19 protein-coding genes are annotated in these 18,147 nt (G+C 61.1%); 5 read left to right on the forward strand and 14 right to left on the reverse strand.

Translation table 11 applies throughout. From position 1 onward, the window contains the following. Positions 1-141 precede the first annotated feature (141 nt). From D8U69_RS03955 to D8U69_RS03965, 3 genes are all read left to right on the forward strand, one after another. A complete protein-coding gene (locus tag D8U69_RS03955; RefSeq protein WP_130906721.1) occupies positions 142-1,068 on the forward strand; it encodes a Gfo/Idh/MocA family oxidoreductase in 927 nt (308 codons plus the stop codon). Between the two features lie 119 nt (positions 1,069-1,187). Further along, entirely contained in the window at positions 1,188-1,346 is a 159-nt protein-coding gene (locus D8U69_RS03960) for a DUF2986 domain-containing protein (protein ID WP_082557668.1), read from the forward strand. A gap of 66 nt (positions 1,347-1,412) precedes the next feature. Continuing rightward, positions 1,413-2,108 (forward strand): tRNA (adenine(22)-N(1))-methyltransferase TrmK, encoded by a 696-nt coding sequence (locus tag D8U69_RS03965; protein ID WP_130906722.1) that lies wholly within the window; start codon positions 1,413-1,415, stop codon positions 2,106-2,108. A gap of 46 nt (positions 2,109-2,154) precedes the next feature. Here D8U69_RS03965 and D8U69_RS03970 read toward each other — a convergent pair whose 3' ends face one another. The 14 genes from D8U69_RS03970 to D8U69_RS04040 all read right to left on the reverse strand — a co-directional run bounded on the left by D8U69_RS03970 (position 2,155) and on the right by D8U69_RS04040 (position 15,931). After that, on the reverse strand, positions 2,155-2,715 hold the full coding sequence (locus D8U69_RS03970; RefSeq protein WP_130906723.1) for a lipid-binding SYLF domain-containing protein: 561 nt from the start codon (positions 2,713-2,715) through the stop codon (positions 2,155-2,157). Between the two features lie 209 nt (positions 2,716-2,924). After that, on the reverse strand, positions 2,925-3,107 hold the full coding sequence (locus D8U69_RS03975) for a DUF1289 domain-containing protein (RefSeq protein WP_056856584.1): 183 nt from the start codon (positions 3,105-3,107) through the stop codon (positions 2,925-2,927). A gap of 2 nt (positions 3,108-3,109) precedes the next feature. Then, positions 3,110-3,466 carry a hypothetical protein gene (locus D8U69_RS03980; protein WP_056856583.1) on the reverse strand — a complete coding sequence of 119 codons (357 nt, stop codon included), beginning with the start codon at positions 3,464-3,466 and terminating at the stop codon, positions 3,110-3,112. Between the two features lie 39 nt (positions 3,467-3,505). After that, positions 3,506-4,462 carry a CDF family Co(II)/Ni(II) efflux transporter DmeF gene (gene dmeF / locus D8U69_RS03985; RefSeq protein WP_130906724.1) on the reverse strand — a complete coding sequence of 319 codons (957 nt, stop codon included), beginning with the start codon at positions 4,460-4,462 and terminating at the stop codon, positions 3,506-3,508. 19 nt (positions 4,463-4,481) lie between these two features. Beyond that, positions 4,482-4,757, reverse strand: coding sequence for a metal/formaldehyde-sensitive transcriptional repressor (locus D8U69_RS03990; RefSeq protein WP_056856581.1), 276 nt, complete (start codon positions 4,755-4,757; stop codon positions 4,482-4,484). 252 nt (positions 4,758-5,009) lie between these two features. Further along, positions 5,010-6,596, reverse strand: a complete 1,587-nt coding sequence (locus tag D8U69_RS03995; protein WP_056856580.1) for an arylsulfatase — start codon at positions 6,594-6,596, stop codon at positions 5,010-5,012. 714 nt (positions 6,597-7,310) lie between these two features. Next, complete coding sequence (locus D8U69_RS04005) at positions 7,311-7,943, reverse strand: SDR family NAD(P)-dependent oxidoreductase (RefSeq protein ID WP_130905748.1); 633 nt, start codon at positions 7,941-7,943, stop codon at positions 7,311-7,313. After that, a complete protein-coding gene (locus tag D8U69_RS04010) occupies positions 7,940-8,587 on the reverse strand; it encodes a TetR/AcrR family transcriptional regulator (protein ID WP_130905747.1) in 648 nt (215 codons plus the stop codon). Before D8U69_RS04010 ends, D8U69_RS04005 begins: the two co-directional genes overlap by 4 nt. A gap of 139 nt (positions 8,588-8,726) precedes the next feature. After that, positions 8,727-9,551 carry an SDR family oxidoreductase gene (locus tag D8U69_RS04015; RefSeq protein WP_056856577.1) on the reverse strand — a complete coding sequence of 275 codons (825 nt, stop codon included), beginning with the start codon at positions 9,549-9,551 and terminating at the stop codon, positions 8,727-8,729. A 30-nt stretch (positions 9,552-9,581) separates the two neighbouring features. Next, positions 9,582-9,998 carry a MaoC family dehydratase gene (locus D8U69_RS04020; protein ID WP_130906726.1) on the reverse strand — a complete coding sequence of 139 codons (417 nt, stop codon included), beginning with the start codon at positions 9,996-9,998 and terminating at the stop codon, positions 9,582-9,584. A gap of 14 nt (positions 9,999-10,012) precedes the next feature. After that, entirely contained in the window at positions 10,013-10,453 is a 441-nt protein-coding gene (locus D8U69_RS04025) for a MaoC family dehydratase N-terminal domain-containing protein (protein ID WP_130905745.1), read from the reverse strand. A gap of 29 nt (positions 10,454-10,482) precedes the next feature. Next, positions 10,483-11,667, reverse strand: a complete 1,185-nt coding sequence (locus D8U69_RS04030; protein WP_056856574.1) for a lipid-transfer protein — start codon at positions 11,665-11,667, stop codon at positions 10,483-10,485. Positions 11,668-11,695: 28 nt separating this feature from the next. After that, positions 11,696-12,796: an acyl-CoA dehydrogenase family protein gene (locus D8U69_RS04035; RefSeq protein WP_236708514.1), complete on the reverse strand. Its 1,101-nt coding sequence runs from the start codon at positions 12,794-12,796 to the stop codon at positions 11,696-11,698. A gap of 315 nt (positions 12,797-13,111) precedes the next feature. Continuing rightward, positions 13,112-15,931 carry a LuxR C-terminal-related transcriptional regulator gene (locus D8U69_RS04040; RefSeq protein ID WP_130906727.1) on the reverse strand — a complete coding sequence of 940 codons (2,820 nt, stop codon included), beginning with the start codon at positions 15,929-15,931 and terminating at the stop codon, positions 13,112-13,114. A 197-nt stretch (positions 15,932-16,128) separates the two neighbouring features. Between D8U69_RS04040 and D8U69_RS04045 the strand changes: the two genes are divergently transcribed. After that, a complete protein-coding gene (locus D8U69_RS04045) occupies positions 16,129-17,283 on the forward strand; it encodes a CaiB/BaiF CoA-transferase family protein (RefSeq protein WP_130905743.1) in 1,155 nt (384 codons plus the stop codon). Positions 17,284-17,318: 35 nt separating this feature from the next. After that, a complete protein-coding gene (locus tag D8U69_RS04050) occupies positions 17,319-18,122 on the forward strand; it encodes an enoyl-CoA hydratase-related protein (RefSeq protein WP_130906728.1) in 804 nt (267 codons plus the stop codon). Positions 18,123-18,147 lie beyond the last annotated feature (25 nt).

Below are 18,147 nucleotides of genomic sequence, written 5' to 3' on the forward strand. Positions count from 1 at the left end.
CTGCTTCGATGCGCCATGCAACAGATCTTTGAGGATAGGTCGCTTTGAACCGCCAACACGTCGTCAATGACTTCCTTGTGATTCAAACGTAATCTCGCCAGTTCGCTGATCAAAACAACACGAAAAAATCAGGAGTCATTGATGCATCCAATCCGTCTCGGTCTGGTGGGCTACGGCAAGATTGCTCAGGATCAACACGTTCCAGCCATCACCGCCAACCCCGCGTTCCAGTTGGTGTCTGTCGCCACGCAAGGGCAACCCTGCGCGGGAGTAGAGAATTTCCGCTCCCTGGGCGAGCTGCTGGAAAACGGCCCGCACGTCGATGCGATTGCGTTCTGTACTCCACCGCAAGGGCGATTCGCCCTGGTTCAACAAGCGCTGGCCGCGGGTAAACACGTGCTGGTGGAAAAGCCGCCGTGCGCCACGTTGGGTGAAGCAATGGCGTTGGTTGGCCAGGTCGCCGAGCAAGGCGTCAGCGGTTTGTTCGCCTGGCATTCCCGCTACGCGCCCGGCATTGAAGCCGCCCGTGACTGGCTGGCCACACGCACCCTGCAAAGCGTGCAGATCGACTGGAAGGAAGACGTGCGCAAGTGGCACCCCGGCCAAGCGTGGATCTGGCAACCCGGCGGTCTGGGCGTCTTTGATCCGGGCATCAACGCCTTGTCGATTGTCACCCATCTGCTGGCGCTGCCGCTGTTTGTCGAGTCCGCCGAGCTGCGCGTCCCCGACAACTGCCAGTCACCGATTGCCGCTTCGATCAAGATGTCCGATGCACGTTACCTCGACGTCCGCGCGGAATTCGATTTCGATCACGGTCATGATGAGCTCTGGAGCATCGAGATTCGCTGCGCCGAAGGCGTCCTGCGACTGGATAACGGTGGCGCGCTGTTGAGCATCGACGGCGTGCCCCGGGCGGTATCGGAGGAGGGCGAGTACGCGGCGGTGTATCGACACTTCCAACAGTTGATTGGCGACAAAGCCAGTGATCTGGACCTCCAGCCATTGCGACTGGTGGCCGACAGCTTTTTTGTCGGCAGCCGGACCCTGGTCAAGCCATTCTACGATTAACGACCGTTCGGGCGAGGGCACACGCACGTGAGCCTGCAAATGGCTCACTGGGTTTCCCAGCCGTCCGGTACGTTTGTTAAAGTGACGCTCAGTTGCCCAAGAATCGCCGAGTAAAAAACATGAATCGTCAAAAGAAACTACAGCAGTTGTTCAAGGAAAAGGCGAAAAAGGCCAGTGCCAAATTGGCACCGAAAAAGCCTAAGTACATCAGTAAGGCCGACCGGTTGAAATTGGCAGCCGAGTCCAGCCAGGACTCATCGGTGTCTGCTGAGAGCTGAGTAACGACGTATTGGAAACCGGCCGGTTGCGGCCTGAAGCATCGCTGGAAGTGAAAAGGGCTGCTTTTGAACGAACAGACATTGTCCACGCGCCTGGAGCGCGTGGCAGCGCAGGTGCCGGTAGGTGCGCGACTGGCCGATATCGGCTCGGATCACGGTTACCTGCCGGTCGCGCTGCTGCGTCGTGGCGTCATCGCGATGGCGGTGGCCGGCGAAGTGGCCTTGACGCCGTTCCGTGCGGCTGAACGCACCGTACGTGAGAATGGTCAGGATCTGCAGATCACTGTGCGTCTGGCCGATGGCCTGTCGGCAATCGAGCCGGAAGACGGGATTACGGCGGTGAGCATTTGCGGCATGGGCGGCGAGACGATCCGCGACATCCTCGACGCCGGCAAGGCACGCCTGAGCGGTCAGGAACGGCTGATCCTGCAACCCAACGGTGGCGAGCAGCCGTTGCGTCAATGGCTGATGGACAATGGCTATTGCATCCTCAGTGAAGAGGTGTTGCGAGAAAACCGCTTCTATTACGAAATCATCGTCGCCGAACGTGCCGAGCGGGTGCTGTATACCCCCGAGGAGCTGTACTTCGGTCCGTTGCAAATGCAGCAGCGAAGCCCAGCGTTTCTTGGCAAGTGGCAACGAATGCTGCGGCAGAAGCACAAGACACTTGGCAGCTTCGCCAGCGCGCGACAAACCGTACCCGAGGAGAAGGTCGAGGACGTCTCCCGACAGGCCCGGTGGATTGCCGAATTATTGGCTTAGAACTAACGAAGCCGCACATCTGCACGGCTTCGTGAGAACAGCCAGTTCAACGCTTGATGAGGGAAATCTTCGTACCTTCAATGCTGATCCCGGCCATCAGACCTTGCTGGTCGAAGATGAACGCGTAGGCATCGTCCTTGAGTGTCGAGCTGGAGAGGTTCTTTGAAACCCCTTCATCGACTACCACGACCGTAGGCCCTACGCCGATCTCCCAACCCTTTGTGTCTGCGATGTATTTCACCGCTTTGTCGGTCATCAGGAAAACCACATAACCGTACGATTGGGCGCCTGCCTGTAGTCCCCACGAGCCGCTGACCGAGTTGTAATAGTCCTGGACCTGTTTGCCTTTCATCAGCACGCCTTCGCCGTAGCTGCCGCCGAACACCAGCCCGGCCTTGATGATTTTCGGAAAGACCAGCACGGCCTTGGCCTGCTGCGAGATGGTTTTGGAAACCGGATTGGCCTTGTAGAGCGTTTCCAAGGCTTGGCGGGAGTCGGTATTCAAGTCTTCGGCAGTGGCTGCTCCTGCATTGTTCAAGAGACTGACGGATGCCAGAGATGCAAGGGCGAAGAACAACGACAGGATGAATCGCGATGATTGAGTCATTTCCGTACTCCGAAAAGGGAGCATTGGATGGACTCAGCGTTCGACCCCTGCCGCCGGCAGGAACCGAATGCGCTGAATGTTATCCGGCGCACCCTAAAGTGTGTGAAATGCAGCTTCGCTCTTCATTGAAGTCGGCCCGAGGTTTCGGGATCGGTTGCGAGGCCATCATTGGTAGTGACCTCTGCGCATTGGCGGGGTTCCGGTTGAGCTTATCCGTGCGCCTTCTTCAGCCCCTTCAAGCGCACTTTCGCCCTTTGCACTGCGGCCATTTTTTCCGGCCGCTTCATGCGTTTCCACTTCCTGATGTCCTCCTTGCTTCTTCCACAACTCACACACAGTTCGCCGCTCAACTGGCACACCGAGATGCAAGGGTTTTCGATTTCTTTTGCCATCGTCAATTACCTTTAGCCAGACGCTTCTGCCAGTCGCCATGATGAGTGCGTTGACATTCCTCCTCAGAATCGAAGCGGACAGTGAGGTCTGATGGCGTCAGGTCGATGTTTGCCTCGTTCAACGCCATGGCCGTCAGCTCGAAGATGCGCGCCTTTGCGTTGACCTCAGCGAGTTTTTTATCGGCCTGGGTTTCGAACACCCAGGTGATCCTCAGTGTTTCAATCAGCTTGTTCAAATCGGCGGTGTGGGTGAGCCAGGTAAAACCTTTGATTTCACCTTTGGCTGTTTCGCACGCGTCGGTGAGCGTGGTTATCAATTGGCGTTCGACCCGCGCCAATTCACGTTTGCCTGGGGGCATTGGAGTTTCCTTGGGAGACAATGGAAGGGCGCTGTGCAATCAGACCGGACGAAACTCGACCGTCAGATGCCTGACTTCGTGAACCGGCTTGAGTCTTTCACGAATGCTGTCGGCGTTCGCAGTGGCATTACCCAGAACGCTGACGATGGCCGCGTGGGCTTGTGGCCCAATTCGCCACACGTGCAGGTCCGTGATGGTGGCATCCCCCGGGCTTTCAACCCGTTCGCGGATTTCCTCGGCAACGTGCGCATCTGTCTGATCCAGCAATACGCCTGCGGTATCACCCATCAAGGTCCATGCCCAACGCGCAATAACGATGGCGCCGACGATGCCCATGACCGGGTCCAGCCACACCCAGCCGAGATACCGGCCCGCGAGCAGCGCAGCAATGGCCAGAACCGACGTCAGCGCGTCGGCGATGACGTGGAGGTAGGCCGATTTCAGGTTGTTGTCGTTTCCGTGAGGGGCATGATCATCGTGGTGGTCATGGTCATGGTCATGGTCATGGTCATGGTCATGGTCATGGTCATGGTCATGGCTGTGTCCGTGGCCCAGGAGCAGGGCACTGATGACGTTGACGATCAAACCGACTATTGCAATGAGCGTAGCGGTGCCGAACTGAACTTGCGTTGGCTGCAACAGGCGCAACACAGATTCAACGCCTATGGTCAGGGCTACCATGCCGAGAATCAGTGCCGAGGCGAACCCGCCCAGGTCTCCGACTTTTCCCGTGCCGAAGCTGTAACGCTGGCTGGTAGCGTGACGTCTGGCGTATCCGTAAGCGAGCGCCGCGATGCCCAAGGCGCCGGCATGGGTGGCCATGTGAAAGCCATCGGCGAGTAACGCCATCGAACCTGTGATGTAGCCAGCGATGATCTCGCCAACCATCATCACCACCGTCAGCGCCACGACCCAAAGCGTGCGCTTGGCATTTTCGTCGTGCGCTGAGCCAAGGAACACGTGGTCGTGCGCGTGATTAATGTGGGTGCTGCTCATGACTCTGTACCTGCGTTCTTCACTTGGAGTAACGGCGAATCGCTTCAAGAAGCTCTTCGACGCCCTTGTTACGCGCCTCTTCACTGAGTGCCGGGTTCGCGACGTGCTCCCGGGCGTGGTCTTCAATGATTTCTTCCATCAGCCCGTTGATGGCTCCGCGGGTGGCGGCGACAAGGTGCAGCGTCCTGGCGCAATCGAGATCAGATTCCAGTGCCCGCTCAACGGCCTGAATTTGTCCGGCGATGCGTTTGACGCGCTTGAGAAGATCGTCTTTGTTGGCTGCGATATGACCCATTGGATAACCCTCGATCCGTATTGATCGAATCATAGGTATACCCCCTATACCTATACAAGGGCCATTCAGCGGAGATTTGCCTACACATCATCGACTGGAGGTGGTGGCTACTGACAGATAACTTGCTGGTTGCAGGGCAAGGCACTGCGTTTACTCATAGGCAGAGGCATGGGGCACCCAGCAGAGGTGGGTCCCCCACGTATAGCCGCGCAAAAGGCCGCCGCCGACCGCCAGGTCGACGGCGGCCTTTGCTCATGGCTTGGCTTGTGCTTTGGCTTTCTCTTCGATTTTCGCGTCGACCACCGCACGAATCTGGTCGATGCTGAAGCTGGCCGGTTTCTGGCTGGGCGGGTACTCGATGAAGGTCTGCAGGAACCTTGCGGCCTTGGCCACTCCCGCTGCCAGCAGGTAGGAGTTTTTCACGGTCCAGTCGTAATACTGGTCAGACACGATGTCCGCCCGCTCATAGGGGTCCATCCGCAGGTTGAACAGTTTCGGCACGCGCAACGGCACGAACGGGCTGCTCCAGACCGTGAATCCACCGGGATCGCGTTGCTCGGCGAAGACCACTTTCCAGTTGTCGTAACGCATCGAGACCAGCACGCCATCGTCGTTGAAATAGTAGAACTCCCGGCGCTCGCCTTTAGGCTGTTGCCCGGTCAGGTAGGGCAATTGGTTGAAGCCGTCCAGGTGCACTTTGAAGTTGGTACCGCCGGAAGTCGGTGCCCAACCTTTGAGCAGCTTGTTTTTTACATCGGCTTCACCAGCCGCAGCCAGCAGCGTCGGGAACCAGTCCATGCCCGAGAACATCTCGTTGGACACTTCACCGGCCTTGATCTTGCCCGGCCAGCGGATGATCGCCGGCACGCGATAGGCGCCTTCCCAGTTGGAGTTCTTCTCGTTGCGGAACGGCGTGGTCGCCGCGTCCGGCCAGGAGAACTGGTTGGGACCGTTGTCGGTGGTGTAGACGACGATGGTGTTGTCGGCGATTTTCAGGTCGTCGAGGGTTTTCAGCAGTTTTCCGACGTCGCCGTCGTGTTCGAGCATACCGTCGGCATAGTCGTTGCCGGGCATGCCGCTCTGGCCCTTCATCGACTCGCGCACGTGGGTGAACAGGTGCATGCGCGTGGTGTTCATCCAGACGAAGAACGGCTTGTCGGCCTTGGCCTGTTTCTCGATGAACGCCTGTGCTGCGGCGGTGGTTTCGTCGTCGATGGTTTCCATACGTTTTGAGGTGAGGGCACCGGTGTCCTCGATCTTGCCGTCGGCAAAACTATGGATCACGCCACGGGGTGTCCTGGATTTGACGAAGTCCGGGTCATCCTTGGGCCAATAAGGACGCTCGGGTTCCTCTTCGGCGTTGAGGTGGTAAAGGTTGCCGAAGAACTCGTCGAAACCGTGATTGGTCGGCAGGAATTCGTCTTTGTCGCCCAAGTGGTTCTTGCCGAACTGCCCGGTGGCGTAGCCTTGGGACTTGAGCGCCTGGGCGATGGTGAGGTCACGCTTCTGGATACCGATCGGGGCGCCCGGCACGCCAACCTTGGTCAGGCCGGTGCGCAGTGGTGACTGGCCGGTAATGAACGACGAGCGTCCGGCGGTGCAGCTGTTCTCCGCGTAGTAGTCGGTGAACATCATGCCTTCATGGGCAATGCGGTCGATGTTCGGCGTCTTGTACCCGACCACGCCCATGGAATAGGCACTGATGTTGGTCTGGCCGATGTCGTCGCCGAAAATCACCAGAATGTTGGGTTTGTCGGCAGCCCCGGCGGTTGCCGACAATGCCATGACCGTTGTCGCCAGCAGGGCGAGTTTCGGCAGCCACTTTTTTATGCGAGTCATCTGACTGGCTCCTTGTTGACGGGCGTCGCAAACAGCGACCGGGCCCGATCTTCAAGCGTCGTCAAAAGGATCGCGCCACCCGTATCAGGTGGCCGGCTACAGGGTTGCGATGTTTTGCTGGTGGACATATCCGTTGCTGCGGTAACGGCGACTTATGATTCCGCTTTTACAGCGGGTTACTTTGAAAAGCGGAACGCCGCCCGGCGCAAAGTAACCAAACGCCCTTGCCCCTTTCGTTCGGTGCCTCGCCTAGGCTCGGCATGCCCTCGCTCCGGTCCTGCTCCGTGGGCCCGCCACAGCAACCGAGGGGGCCTGGTAGCCGACCTGGCTGCGGCAATTACGCATTCCTCCTGTCGGAATGCGATTCCTGTGGGAGCTGGCTTGCCAGCGATGACGGCCTGACAGCCAGCCCTGAACGTCCGGCCAGACCCATTACCCTGTGGGGGCGGGCTTGCCCGCGAAGGCGGAGTATCAGTCGCCACTAATGCTGGATGTGCCGGCGCTTTCGCGAGCAAGCCCGCCCACAGAGGAATGGGTTCAGGCGCAAAATCATGGGTGTCTTCAAGGCCGCCATCGCTGGCAAGCCAGCTCCCACAGGGTGTGAGTCGCTCACGAAATCTGTGTGCATCACAAACCACTGTGGGAGCGGGCTTGCTCGCGAAGGCGGTGACGAGTGGCATGGGGAAGACAGTTGCTCCCACAAGAAAACCGCGCTCAGAGCCCCGGGTTATCGATGTGCAGCACGGCACCGGTCACGCTCGCCCCGGCGCCGCTGGCCAGCAACAGCATGGGGCCATTGAGCTCCTGCAGTCCGGCGTCCTTGTCTCGGCCTGGGGCTATGACGTTAATGCGTATGCGGTGTGGTGTGAGTGACTGGGCCATGGCGCGGCTCATGCGGATCAGGCTGCTGTTGGGGCGCAGGCACGGGTTAGGCTCGCTGATGGGCTGCGGTGGCGGATCGATATTGACGATGCTGCCTCCGCGTTCGGCCCTGATCATGTGCAGGCTGGTGCAATGGACGATGTGATTGTTCAAGGCAACATGATCGCGCTCGGCGCTGTTGTTGATCAGCACATCGACGCTGCCAAAGCGTTGCTGGACGGTGTCCAGGGCGGCTTCGATACTCGGCCGGCGGGCATTGTCGAGGCTGATGATCAAGACTTCGCCCCCTTCCCAGCGCAAATCCGCTGCCAGTTGCTCCAACTGCGCCGGGTGTTGCCCACCGAGGGCCACACGCGCTCCGGCACGGCTGATCAGCCGGGCGAAATGCGCGCCCAGTCGAGTGGTGGCGTCGGCCACCAGCACCGTCTTGCCGGTCATGGAAAAGGGCTGCATCAGATCGCTCATGGACGCACCTCCACAGGCATGGCACGGCGGGTGATCATGGCTTGCGGCACAGGCGCCCGAGGCGACGGGATGGTTGCGGCGCCGAGCATTTTCATTACCAGTACCGAGTAATGGCGGATGACGGCATCGATGTCCCAGCGGCCATCGGTGCGGTACCAGACGCAAGCATGGGTCAGCATGTTGAACAGGGTGCGCGCCATCAACTTGGGTTCGGCGCAGCTCAGTGAACCTTCCTTGACCCCTTGTTCTAGTAGTTCCTGCAAGGCTTTCAAATACTGGCGCCGGGCTTGGCGGACCTGCTCCAGATCCTCTTCGGGGAGACTGCGCAACTCCAGATTGCCGAGCATCGCCTCGTCCTGATGTTCCAGATGATAGCGTACGTGGCAGGCGATGAAGGCGAGCAATTTCACATCGGCGCTCGCTGCCTTTTTCGGCCGACGCCGCGCCCACTCCCGGGACACTCCCTGGAAATACTCGAGGATCAGCTCCAGCAGCAGTTCGTTTTTGCCTTTGTAGTAGAGGTAAAGCGTGGAGGCATTGATGCCTGCTTCGCTGGCAAGCTGACGCAGACTCATCGAACCGTAGCCATTGCGCGAGATCAGTTTGATGGCGGCCAGGCGGATATTGCTTTCAGTCATGTTCATGGTGTGATCCTGCGTTTCTGCGTCCCTGTAGGAGCGCGCCCGCTCGCGAAAATGTCCGCGACACCGCGGGGTGCCAGGCAGCCAGCGTTATCGTTGACGACCATCGCGAGCAGGCTCGCTCCTACAAGTGCAGTTACGGTTATTGCAGATCGCCGGCCACAGCGATGGTTTGCGCGGTGATGTAGTTCGACTCCGGCGAGCAGAACAGGTACACGGCGTCGGCTGCCTCTTTCACGGTGCCCGGGCGACCCAATGGGTTGCGCTGACTGAACGACTTGGCCGCCTCCGGGCTGATGCCGACACGAATGTCACGACCTTCGATGCTCACAGTCGCACCGGCATGGGCATCGGCGCTGGTCATGCGGGTTTCGATGAAACCGAATGCCACGGCATTGACGTTGACTTTGAAACGGCCCCATTCACGCGCCAGCGCTCGGGTCATGCCGAGGACACCGGCCTTGGCCGAGGAGTAGTTCATCTGCCCGGCGTTGCCTTTGAGGGCCGAAACCGAGGAGATGTTCACCACTTTGCGGAACACTTCACGCTCGGCTGCCGCATCGGCCTGGGCTTGCGCCTTGATGATCGGGTAGGCGGCACGCAGGATGCGGAACGGCGCGGTCATGTGGCAATCGAGGATCGCGTACCACTGCTCGTCCGTCATCTTCTGGATCACGTCGTCCCAGGTGTAGCCGGCGTTGTTGACGATGATGTCGATGGCGCCGAAGTTGTCCATTGCGGTCTTGACGTAGCGGTCGCCGAAGTCCGGGGCGCTGACGTTGCCGTGGCACACGGCAGCTTCGCCACCCAGTTTGCGGATTATTTCAGCGGTCTCGTGGGCCGGATCGGCGTCCAGGTCGTTGATCACGATGCGCGCGCCTTCGCTCGCCAGTTTCAGGGCGATTTGCTGGCCGATGCCACGACCGGAGCCGGTGACCAGTGCAACTTTGCCTTCGAGTTTTGCCATGGGGTGTTGCTCCTCAGTTATCGGTTTTGTTTAGAGAGCGATCACGGCGTCGCCAACGATCTTGGTCTCGCCGTATTGATTGGTGGTGCGCACTTCGACCTTGATCCGTTGTTCGCCCTCGACCTCGAAGCGGTCGACGACAGTGCCGCTGCAGGTGATCTGGTGACCCAGGTGGGTGATGCCAAGAAAGCGCACGCCGAACTCGCGCAACTGGCGCTGGTCGACCCATTGGGTCAGCAGGCGACCGAGGTAGGCCATCGACAACATGCCGTGGGCGAACACATCGGGCATGCCCGCCCGGCGCGCGTAATCGGTGTCGATGTGAATGGCGTTGTGATCACCCGACGCACCGGCAAACAGAGCCAGGGTGGTGCGGTTGATCGGTGGCAGGGCCAGTGGCGGCAGGGTGTCGCCGATGTTGATTTTTTCCAGGCTTATGGCGTTCATCAGTGTTCTCCGCTTCAGCTGTTGCGCTGCACGAGCACGCTGCGCAGATCCGCGACGTGCTCACCGTGCTGATTGGTGACTCGGGTTTCGCGCACCACGAATTCCAGGGCACCGCCTTTCTTGTCGTAGATGTCGGCGATGCGCACCTCGAAGCGCAACGTGTCGCCGGCGTAGGCCATACGGTGGTAGCGGAAGGATTCTTCACCGTGCAGGATGCGCGCGGTGACGATGCCCAGTTCGTCACGCCAGGCGTTCGACGGAATCTGGAACTCCAGCGAGAACAGAAAGGTCGGCGGCAGTGGCAGGTTGGGGTGGCCGGCATCACGTGCAGCTTGCTCGTCGAAGTAGATCGGGTTGGTTTCCCCGGTGGCCTTGGCGAAGAAGCGCAATTGACCTGCTTCGGCGTTGACGAGGAAGGTGGGCAGTTGTCTGCCGATGTGTTTCTTGTCGATCATCGAAATGTCTCCCTGGATTGCCGGCCGTGTCAGTTCTTCTGGTACACGGTCACCACGCAGGCGCCGCCCAGCCCGAGGTTGTGCTGCACCGCAATTCGCGCGTTCTGCACCTGACGTTGCTCGGCGGTACCGCGCAGTTGATGGGTCAGTTCGTAGCACTGGGCCAGGCCGGTGGCGCCCAGCGGATGTCCTTTGGAGAGCAAGCCACCGGACGGGTTGGTGACCCATTTGCCGCCGTAGGTGTTGTCGCCGTCGTTGACCAATTGCTCGCCTGCGCCTTCGGCACACAGGCCCAGGCCTTCGTAGGTCAGCAATTCGTTCTGCGCGAAGCAGTCGTGCAACTCGATCACGTCGATGTCTTGTGGGCCAATACCGGCCTGGTTGTAGGCGATGTCGGCAGCCATGCGCGTCATGTCGAAACCGACCACGCGGATCATGTCCTTGGTGTCGTAGGTGCTCGGCAGGTCAGTGGTCAGGGCCTGGCCGGCCATCAACACGTCGGTGCGCAGGCCGTGTTTTTTCGCGAAGGCCTCGGACACCACGATGGCGGCAGCAGCGCCACAGGTCGGCGGGCAGGCCATCAGGCGGGTCATCACGCCTTCCCACAGCATCGGCGCGGCCATGACTTCTTCGGCGCTCACCACGTTGCGGAACACCGCCAGCGGGTTATTGGCCGCATGACGGCTGGCCTTGGCGCGGATCTTGGCGAAGGTTTCCAGTCGGGTGCCGTACTTTTGCATGTGCGCGTAGCCGGCGCCGCCGAACTGGCGGATGGCATTGGGCAGGTCAGGCATGCCGATCAGTTCGTTGGCCAACACCAGGGCACGCTCAGTGGCCGGTGCGCGATCGGGCCAGGCAGATTTCAACGCGCCCGGGTTCATGTGTTCGAAACCAAACGCCAGGGCGCAGTCCACGGCGCCGCTGGCCACGGCCTGACGGGCGAGGAACAGGGCGCTGGAACCGGTGGCGCAGTTGTTGTTGACGTTAATCAGCGGGATGCCGGTCATGCCCACGCGGTACAAGGCTTTCTGACCGCAGGTTGAGTCGCCGTAGACGTAGCCGGCGTAGGCCTGCTGGATGTCAGCGAAGTCCACGCCCGAGTCAGCCAGGGCCTGGCGGATCGCCTGTTCACCCATGACGTCGTAGGGCTCGTTGGTCCCCGGTTTCTTGAACTGGATCATGCCGACGCCAGCAACGAATACCTTATGGCTCATCGTGTATTTCCTTTTTTGTTTTTGAGGATCAGAGCTTGCGCGCAATCAGTTCGCGCATGACTTCGCTGGTTCCGCCGTAGATGCGATTGACGCGGCAGTCGACGAACGCTCGGGCGATCGGGTACTCCATCATGTAGCCGTAGCCGCCATGCAGCTGGACCATGTCGTCGATGCATTTCCACAGGGTTTCGGTGGTGTAGAGCTTGGCGATCGCCGCTTCTTCGAGGGTCAGGCGCCGGCGCATGTGCTCGCCCAGGTAGTAGTCGACCATCACGCGCATGGCGGTGGCCTGGGCCTTGATGTCGGCGAGTTTGAACTTGCTGTTCTGGAAGTCCCATACGGTCTGGTTGAACGCTTTGCGGTCCTTCACGTACTCGAGCGTTTGCTCCAGCAGGCGCTCGAGCTTGGCGGCAGCGGACACGGCGATGGAGAACCGCTCCTGCGGCAGTTCACCCATCAGATAGGTGAAGCCCAGGCCTTCTTCACCAAGGCGATTGCCCACTGGCACGCGGACATTGTCGAAGAACAGCTCGGCGGTATCGGCTGCAGCCTGGCCGACCTTCTCCAGCTTGCGCCCGCGCTTGAAGCCGGCACGGCTGGCTTCCACGGCGATCAGGCTGATGCCCTTGGCGCCCGCGGACGGATCGGTCTTGCACACGACAATCACCAGATCGGCGGTCAGGCCGTTGCTGATAAAGGTCTTGCTGCCATTGATGACGTATTCGTCACCGTCGCGCACGGCGGTGGTACGCACAGCCTTGAGGTCGCTGCCGGTGCCGGGTTCGGTCATGGCGATCGCCAGGATGGTCTCGCCGGAGCAAATGCCCGGCAGCCATTTCTGTTTCTGTTCTTCGTTGCCGCAACGATTGATATAAGGAGCAATGACGTCGGAGTGCATGCTGAAGTAAGCACCGCTCACGCCAGCCCGGGCGAACTCTTCGTTGAACACTGCACAGTGGCCGAAATCCCCGCCGCCTCCACCGTACTCGGGGGGCAGGGTGATGCCCAGCAAGCCTTCGCGCCCGGCCTTGAGCCAGGTTTCCCGGTCGACCTGACCGGCCTTGTCCCAGGCTGCCTGGCGCGGCAGGCATTCGCGCTCGAAAAAACGCCGCACGGTGGTGCGAAACATCTCATGGTCGTCGCGGAAAACGGTTCGGGCGATATGCACGCAAGACTCCTCAATGATCACGGGCCCGGCCTGGGCCGGGCGCTGATGCAAGGCGCGAGCTGCGCCTTTGAACTGAGGGTTACGATAGGGTCGGGGGCTGGCCGGAACGCCACCCGAGGTGGGTGGCGGGAGGAAAATCAGAAAGCAGCCCAAGCCCCTGTAGGAGCGAGCCAGCTCGCGAATAACGCCCGGACATCGCGATCATTCGGGCAGGACGCGTCATCGTTCACGCCCATCGTCGGAACGCCGCCCGGAGCCGGCTCGCTCCTGCAGGATTCAGTGTCGGCTTGCGGCATTTTCCTGGGATTCGAGATCCCGCACCCGCGCCACCGCTTCGTCGCGGCTGTTGACCCCGAGTTTGCTGTAGATATGGCTCAGGTGCCATTTCACGGTTTCCGGAGACAGCCCCAGAGCACGGGCGATTTTTTTGTTGGGCAGGGCCTGGGCGAGCAAACGCACCACTTCGATTTCCCGTTCGCTCAGGGGCTCCATGCCGCTGGCGAGAGGCTTGTTTGTCGGGGGCGGGGAGGGTTTGTCGCCTGGCACGGCGGGCGTAGTGACCTGCGCCGCCTGCAGGCGCTCGACGTAAAAGGCAAGCAGTGGGTCCAGGGTTTCTTTGCTGGCGATGTCCGAGATCAGCATCAACGCATCGGGGTGGGCGTCGAGCAAGCTGCGCAACAGGCCGAAGCGTTGACCGCGGCGCAGTGCTTCCATGACGTGATCACGGGCGGCATCGGTATTGCCGCGCTGAGACTCGATCACTGCGCTCAACACCAACAGGCGAACGGTGCCCAACTGACGGCGGTGCCGTTCACAGGTTTCGATCAGTTGCTCGATGCGTTTCAACGCACCGTCCAGGTCGCCCTGCTGAATTTGCCAGCGCGCCCGCGCATTCTCGGCCAGGATGTGGATTTCCTTGAGTGCACTGTGCCCGGCATCCGGGTGGCGCGCATCGATGGCTTCAAGGCGCGCCAGTTTGGTCCGGGCCTGCGAGTGCTCTCCGAGAATCATCAGCCATCGCACCTGCCAGGTCAGGCAGTAGGCTTGCAGGCGTTCCAGACCGAGTTTGATGGCGTACTCATCGAGCCGTTCGACATAAGCCAGGGCTTCCTGATGATTGCCCGCCAGCCATTGCACGTTCCACAGCACCTGCAACACACGCAACACCGAATCCGGAATGGAAATCCGCTCGAGAATATCGACCCATCCCGACAAGAGCTTGAAGGCAGCATCGACGTCATTGGTTTCGTACAGCACCTCACCCAGCAACGCGGCGGAGAGGTAGGTTGCATCGGCGCCGGCCTTGCCACAGTGTGCGGCCTCATGCATCACATCCCGATACACCCGCTCGGCCTGCTTCATCTGGCCTTCGAGGGCATGGCTCAAGCCAATCATGCAGCGGCCCTGAAGGCTGCCGGCGGTGGTGCCCAGCAGCGGTTCGCCATTGATCAGCAGCAGGGGGCGCTCGAGTTGCACCTGACGCGCCTTCTCGTATTCACCCCGGTGCATGTAGAGCCAGGAAAGGATGTTGGCGCATGAGCCAAGGGCGACACTGTTGCTGCCTGGTGGCGGATCGAGCAATTGCGGCAGGACGGTCATCGCCGCATCGGTGTCATCCCGTTGCAGCGCCAGTGAGGCCCGCAGGATCGCGATCATGAATCGATCGTGGACGTCAGCTTCGGGCACGTCGAGGAACAACTGATCAAGGCTATTGGCGCAGGCCACGAAATCCCTGGCATAGAGTTGCATCCGCGCCTTGAGAATGCGCAGTTTCACCCGCGCCTGCACTTGCTCGACAGGCAGCAGGCGAACCAGTTCGATCAACATCCGCAGGTCGCCATGGGCATACAGCGCTTCAGCATGTTGCTGCACCAGGTCGGCGGCGGCATCCGGGGCGCCGGCCATCACCGCATGGTGCACCGCCTCATCCAGATGCTGGTGATCACGAAACCAGGCCCATGCGCGGGCGTGCACCGCCTGTTGTTCGGCCGGGCTGCGCGAATCGAAATACTTGAGCAGGGTTTCGCGCAGCAGCGGGTGCAGGCGATACCAGGTTTCCGGCGCGGCACTGTCTACCGGAATCAGGAACAGGTTGTCCCGTTCCAGTCGCGCCAGCAAGGCGTTGGCCTCGCGCACCGCTTCCGGGTTGCCGCTGAGGGCGGCGCACAATGAGGCGCAGAAGCGGTTGCAGACCGCCATCAGCAACATCAAGTCGAGATCGGTCGGCGACAGGTGGGACAACACCTCGACTTCAAAGAACTTCGCGAACGCCTGGTCGTCGCGCATTTGTGTCTGGTCGATGGACGTGACGAGCGAGCGGTTTTTCTTGCGACTGACCGCGAGCAGTTGCAGCCCGGCCACCCAACCGTCGGTCAGCTCATGCATGCGCTTGGCCTCCTGGGTGCTGATATCGCCCAGTTGTGCCTTGAGAAACTGTTCCGATTCGGTGGCCGTGAAGCGCAAATCCCGCAGGTTCAGGTCCAGCACCAGTTCCTGGCTGCGCAACCGCGCCAGCGACAACGGCACGGCACTGCGCGATACCAGGGCCAGATGCAGATTGGCCGGGGCGTAGTCGATCAGCCATTGCAAGGCCTGGTGAATGCCGACATCGGTCAAATGGTGCAGGTCATCGAGCACCAGCACCAATTCCCGCGAACGGCTGGCAATGCTGCGCACCAGGGTGATGACCGTACGTTCCACCGCTTCGCTGTCGATCCCGCGACCTTCCAGCTGGGTGGCCTCGTGAACAAGCACAGGGTCAACCTGTCCGAGGCTGGCCAGCAAATAGTCGAGGAAACGGGTCAATTCGTTGTCGTCGGCCGACAGGGTCAACCAGGCCACATCGAAGCCCAGCGGCAGCAGCGCCTGACGCCAGGCAATCAACGTCGAGGTCTTGCCGCAGCCTGCCGGCCCCTTGAGCACGATGCAGCGCTGGCGGCGGGCCTTGAGCATCTGATCTTGCAGGCGCTCGCGGGAAATCAGGCGTCCGGCACTGCGCGGCGGAATCAGTTTGGTGCTGACGATCGGCGACTGAGTCGGATTCAAGACCAGGCGGGCGGGCGTGTCCAGGGCATTGGACTTGCGGGGTTTGTCCATGGGGCTGTCCGAATCTTTTTTTGTTATGGGATTGCATTGAATCCACAGGAGTGTAACGCACCACCGGGCAGTCATGACCCTGTGTTTGGCATTCGCCACCCGATGCGGGTGGTGGTCCCCGGATAACGGATTGATTTACTGGATGGCACAAAATAGGGGTGCTGACTGGCGCTCCGTCAGAACAAGGAGCGGCGGCAATGGGCGTACTGAGCGGCATTCGAGTAGTTGAATTTGAGGCCATCGGCCCGGCGCCTTTCGGCACCATGCTGCTGGCGGACATGGGCGCCGACGTGGTGCGTATCGACCGTCCGGTCAAGGCCAGCGACCTGGGGCCGAAATTTGAAGGCAAGCGCGCTGACATCACCGGCCGCAACCGCCGCTCGGTCACTCTGGATCTGAAACGCCCGGAAAGTGTCGCCGCCGCGCTGGAGCTGATCGAGCGCGCCGACGTGCTGATCGAAGGTTTCCGTCCCGGCACCATGGAGCGCCTGGGCCTGGGCCCGGAGGTGGTGTTGGCGCGTAACCCGCAGTTGGTTTACGCACGCATGACCGGTTGGGGCCAGACCGGGCCGATGGCCGACCGCGCCGGCCACGACCTGAACTACATCGCGTTGTCGGGCGTGCTGTCCACCATTGGTCCGGCCGGTGGTCGACCAGTGCCGCCCTTGAACCTGGTCGGCGATTACGGCGGTGGCGGCATGCTGCTGGCCATGGGCGTGCTGGCGGCGCTGGTTAACGTGCAGCGTGGCGGGGCGGGACAGGTGGTCGATGCCGCCATGACCGAAGGCGCGGCGCAGTTGGGCTCGGTGATCTGGGGCCTGTTGGCCGGCGGTCACTGGACCGAGCAGCGTGGCAGCAACCTGCTCGATGGCGGTGCGCCCTGGTACGACACCTACCAAACCCTCGACGGCCAGCACATGTCGATCGGGCCGATCGAGGCGCGCTTCTACGCCGACATGCTGGAGATTCTCGGGCTGGCAAACGCCGATCTGCCGGGGCAGCACGATCGCGCCGGTTGGCCGCGCTTGCGTGAGGCGTTTACCGCAGCTTTCCTCAGCCGTACCCGGGCAGATTGGGCCGAAGCGTTTGCCCGCAGCGACGCCTGCGTGGTGCCGGTGCTGGGCCTGGCCGAAGCCGCCGAACACCCGCACAGCGTGGCCCGTGGCAGCTTCATTGAGGTTGACGGCGTGGTCCAGCCAGTGCCGGCCCCGCGTTTTCTCGGCACGCCCTCGGCCCCGCCACGAACGGCGCCGCAACGCGGCGAACACGGGCACGATGCGCTGCGTGACTGGGGTTTCGACAACCTCGCCATCGAGCGTCTGCATGCGCTTGGCCTGGGCTTCAAGGCCTGACCTCCCACCCATAAAAACAACGAAGAGGTTAGTCCATGGCCATTCAGTTCAAGATCATCGATCACGTGGCGCTGATCACGCTCGATGCGCAACCGTCGAACAACGCACTGACCGTCAGCGAGCTGATGCACCTGCGCAAGACACTGGTGGCTTGCCAGGATGATGAGCAGGTGCGGGTCATCGTGCTCACCGGTGCCGGAGATCGCGCGTTTTGCTGCGGTGCGAGCCAGAAGGAATCGTCGCTGTCGACAGTCGGTCACATCGCCAGCGCCATGAAGAGCCGCGAGACCGAAGCCGAAGAGGGTGGTTACACACGTTTGTTCGATCTCACTGATCTTGAGGTCTGGAAGCCACTGATTGCGGCGGTCAATGGTGCTTGCCTGGGGGGCGGTCTTGAACTGGCATTGCAATGTGATCTGCGTCTTGCTGCTCACGGCGCCACCTTCGGTTTGCCCGAAGTGCGCGATGCGAGCATTCCGGCCGCGGGTGGTGTGCAGTACCTGCTGCGGGCGGTACCCGCCGCCCACGCGATGAAAATGGCCCTGACCGGCGAGCCGATCAGCGCGCAGGAAGCCTTGCGCATCGGCCTGATCGTCGACCTGCTGCCCCGGGAGCAACTGCTGTCGGCGGCCTTGACCCTGGCCGAATCAATCGCTGCCAACGGTCCGCTGGCGGTGCAGTCGATCAAGCGTCTGGCGCTGCAGACCGCGCATTTATCCCCCCGCGACTTCGTCACCCTGGCTCATCTTCATTGGGGGCTATTGCGCGATAGCAAGGACCACGCCGAAGGGCGTGCGGCCAGCAACGAACTGCGCGTCCCCAAATACACCGGCGCCTGACGGCGTTCTTCACCCTCGCATTCGT

The organism is Pseudomonas sp. Sample_16 (genome assembly GCF_004307665.1).
Classification (GTDB): Bacteria; Pseudomonadota; Gammaproteobacteria; order Pseudomonadales; family Pseudomonadaceae; genus Aquipseudomonas.

What these genes read in the sequence shown, in the direction of transcription:
- D8U69_RS03955 (WP_130906721.1), top strand. Translation starts at nt 142, where the DNA reads ATGCATCCAATCCGTCTCGGTCTGGTGGGCTACGGCAAGATTGCTCAG.
- D8U69_RS03960 (WP_082557668.1), top strand. Translation starts at nt 1,188, where the DNA reads ATGAATCGTCAAAAGAAACTACAGCAGTTGTTCAAGGAAAAGGCGAAA.
- D8U69_RS03970 (WP_130906723.1), bottom strand. Translation starts at nt 2,715, where the DNA reads ATGACTCAATCATCGCGATTCATCCTGTCGTTGTTCTTCGCCCTTGCA.
- D8U69_RS03975 (WP_056856584.1), bottom strand. Translation starts at nt 3,107, where the DNA reads ATGGCAAAAGAAATCGAAAACCCTTGCATCTCGGTGTGCCAGTTGAGC.
- D8U69_RS03980 (WP_056856583.1), bottom strand. Translation starts at nt 3,466, where the DNA reads ATGCCCCCAGGCAAACGTGAATTGGCGCGGGTCGAACGCCAATTGATA.
- dmeF (WP_130906724.1), bottom strand. Translation starts at nt 4,462, where the DNA reads ATGAGCAGCACCCACATTAATCACGCGCACGACCACGTGTTCCTTGGC.
- D8U69_RS03990 (WP_056856581.1), bottom strand. Translation starts at nt 4,757, where the DNA reads ATGGGTCATATCGCAGCCAACAAAGACGATCTTCTCAAGCGCGTCAAA.
- D8U69_RS03995 (WP_056856580.1), bottom strand. Translation starts at nt 6,596, where the DNA reads ATGACTCGCATAAAAAAGTGGCTGCCGAAACTCGCCCTGCTGGCGACA.
- D8U69_RS04005 (WP_130905748.1), bottom strand. Translation starts at nt 7,943, where the DNA reads ATGAGCGATCTGATGCAGCCCTTTTCCATGACCGGCAAGACGGTGCTG.
- D8U69_RS04010 (WP_130905747.1), bottom strand. Translation starts at nt 8,587, where the DNA reads ATGAACATGACTGAAAGCAATATCCGCCTGGCCGCCATCAAACTGATC.
- D8U69_RS04015 (WP_056856577.1), bottom strand. Translation starts at nt 9,551, where the DNA reads ATGGCAAAACTCGAAGGCAAAGTTGCACTGGTCACCGGCTCCGGTCGT.
- D8U69_RS04020 (WP_130906726.1), bottom strand. Translation starts at nt 9,998, where the DNA reads ATGAACGCCATAAGCCTGGAAAAAATCAACATCGGCGACACCCTGCCG.
- D8U69_RS04025 (WP_130905745.1), bottom strand. Translation starts at nt 10,453, where the DNA reads ATGATCGACAAGAAACACATCGGCAGACAACTGCCCACCTTCCTCGTC.
- D8U69_RS04030 (WP_056856574.1), bottom strand. Translation starts at nt 11,667, where the DNA reads ATGAGCCATAAGGTATTCGTTGCTGGCGTCGGCATGATCCAGTTCAAG.
- D8U69_RS04035 (WP_236708514.1), bottom strand. Translation starts at nt 12,796, where the DNA reads ATGTTTCGCACCACCGTGCGGCGTTTTTTCGAGCGCGAATGCCTGCCG.
- D8U69_RS04040 (WP_130906727.1), bottom strand. Translation starts at nt 15,931, where the DNA reads ATGGACAAACCCCGCAAGTCCAATGCCCTGGACACGCCCGCCCGCCTG.
- D8U69_RS04045 (WP_130905743.1), top strand. Translation starts at nt 16,129, where the DNA reads ATGGGCGTACTGAGCGGCATTCGAGTAGTTGAATTTGAGGCCATCGGC.
- D8U69_RS04050 (WP_130906728.1), top strand. Translation starts at nt 17,319, where the DNA reads ATGGCCATTCAGTTCAAGATCATCGATCACGTGGCGCTGATCACGCTC.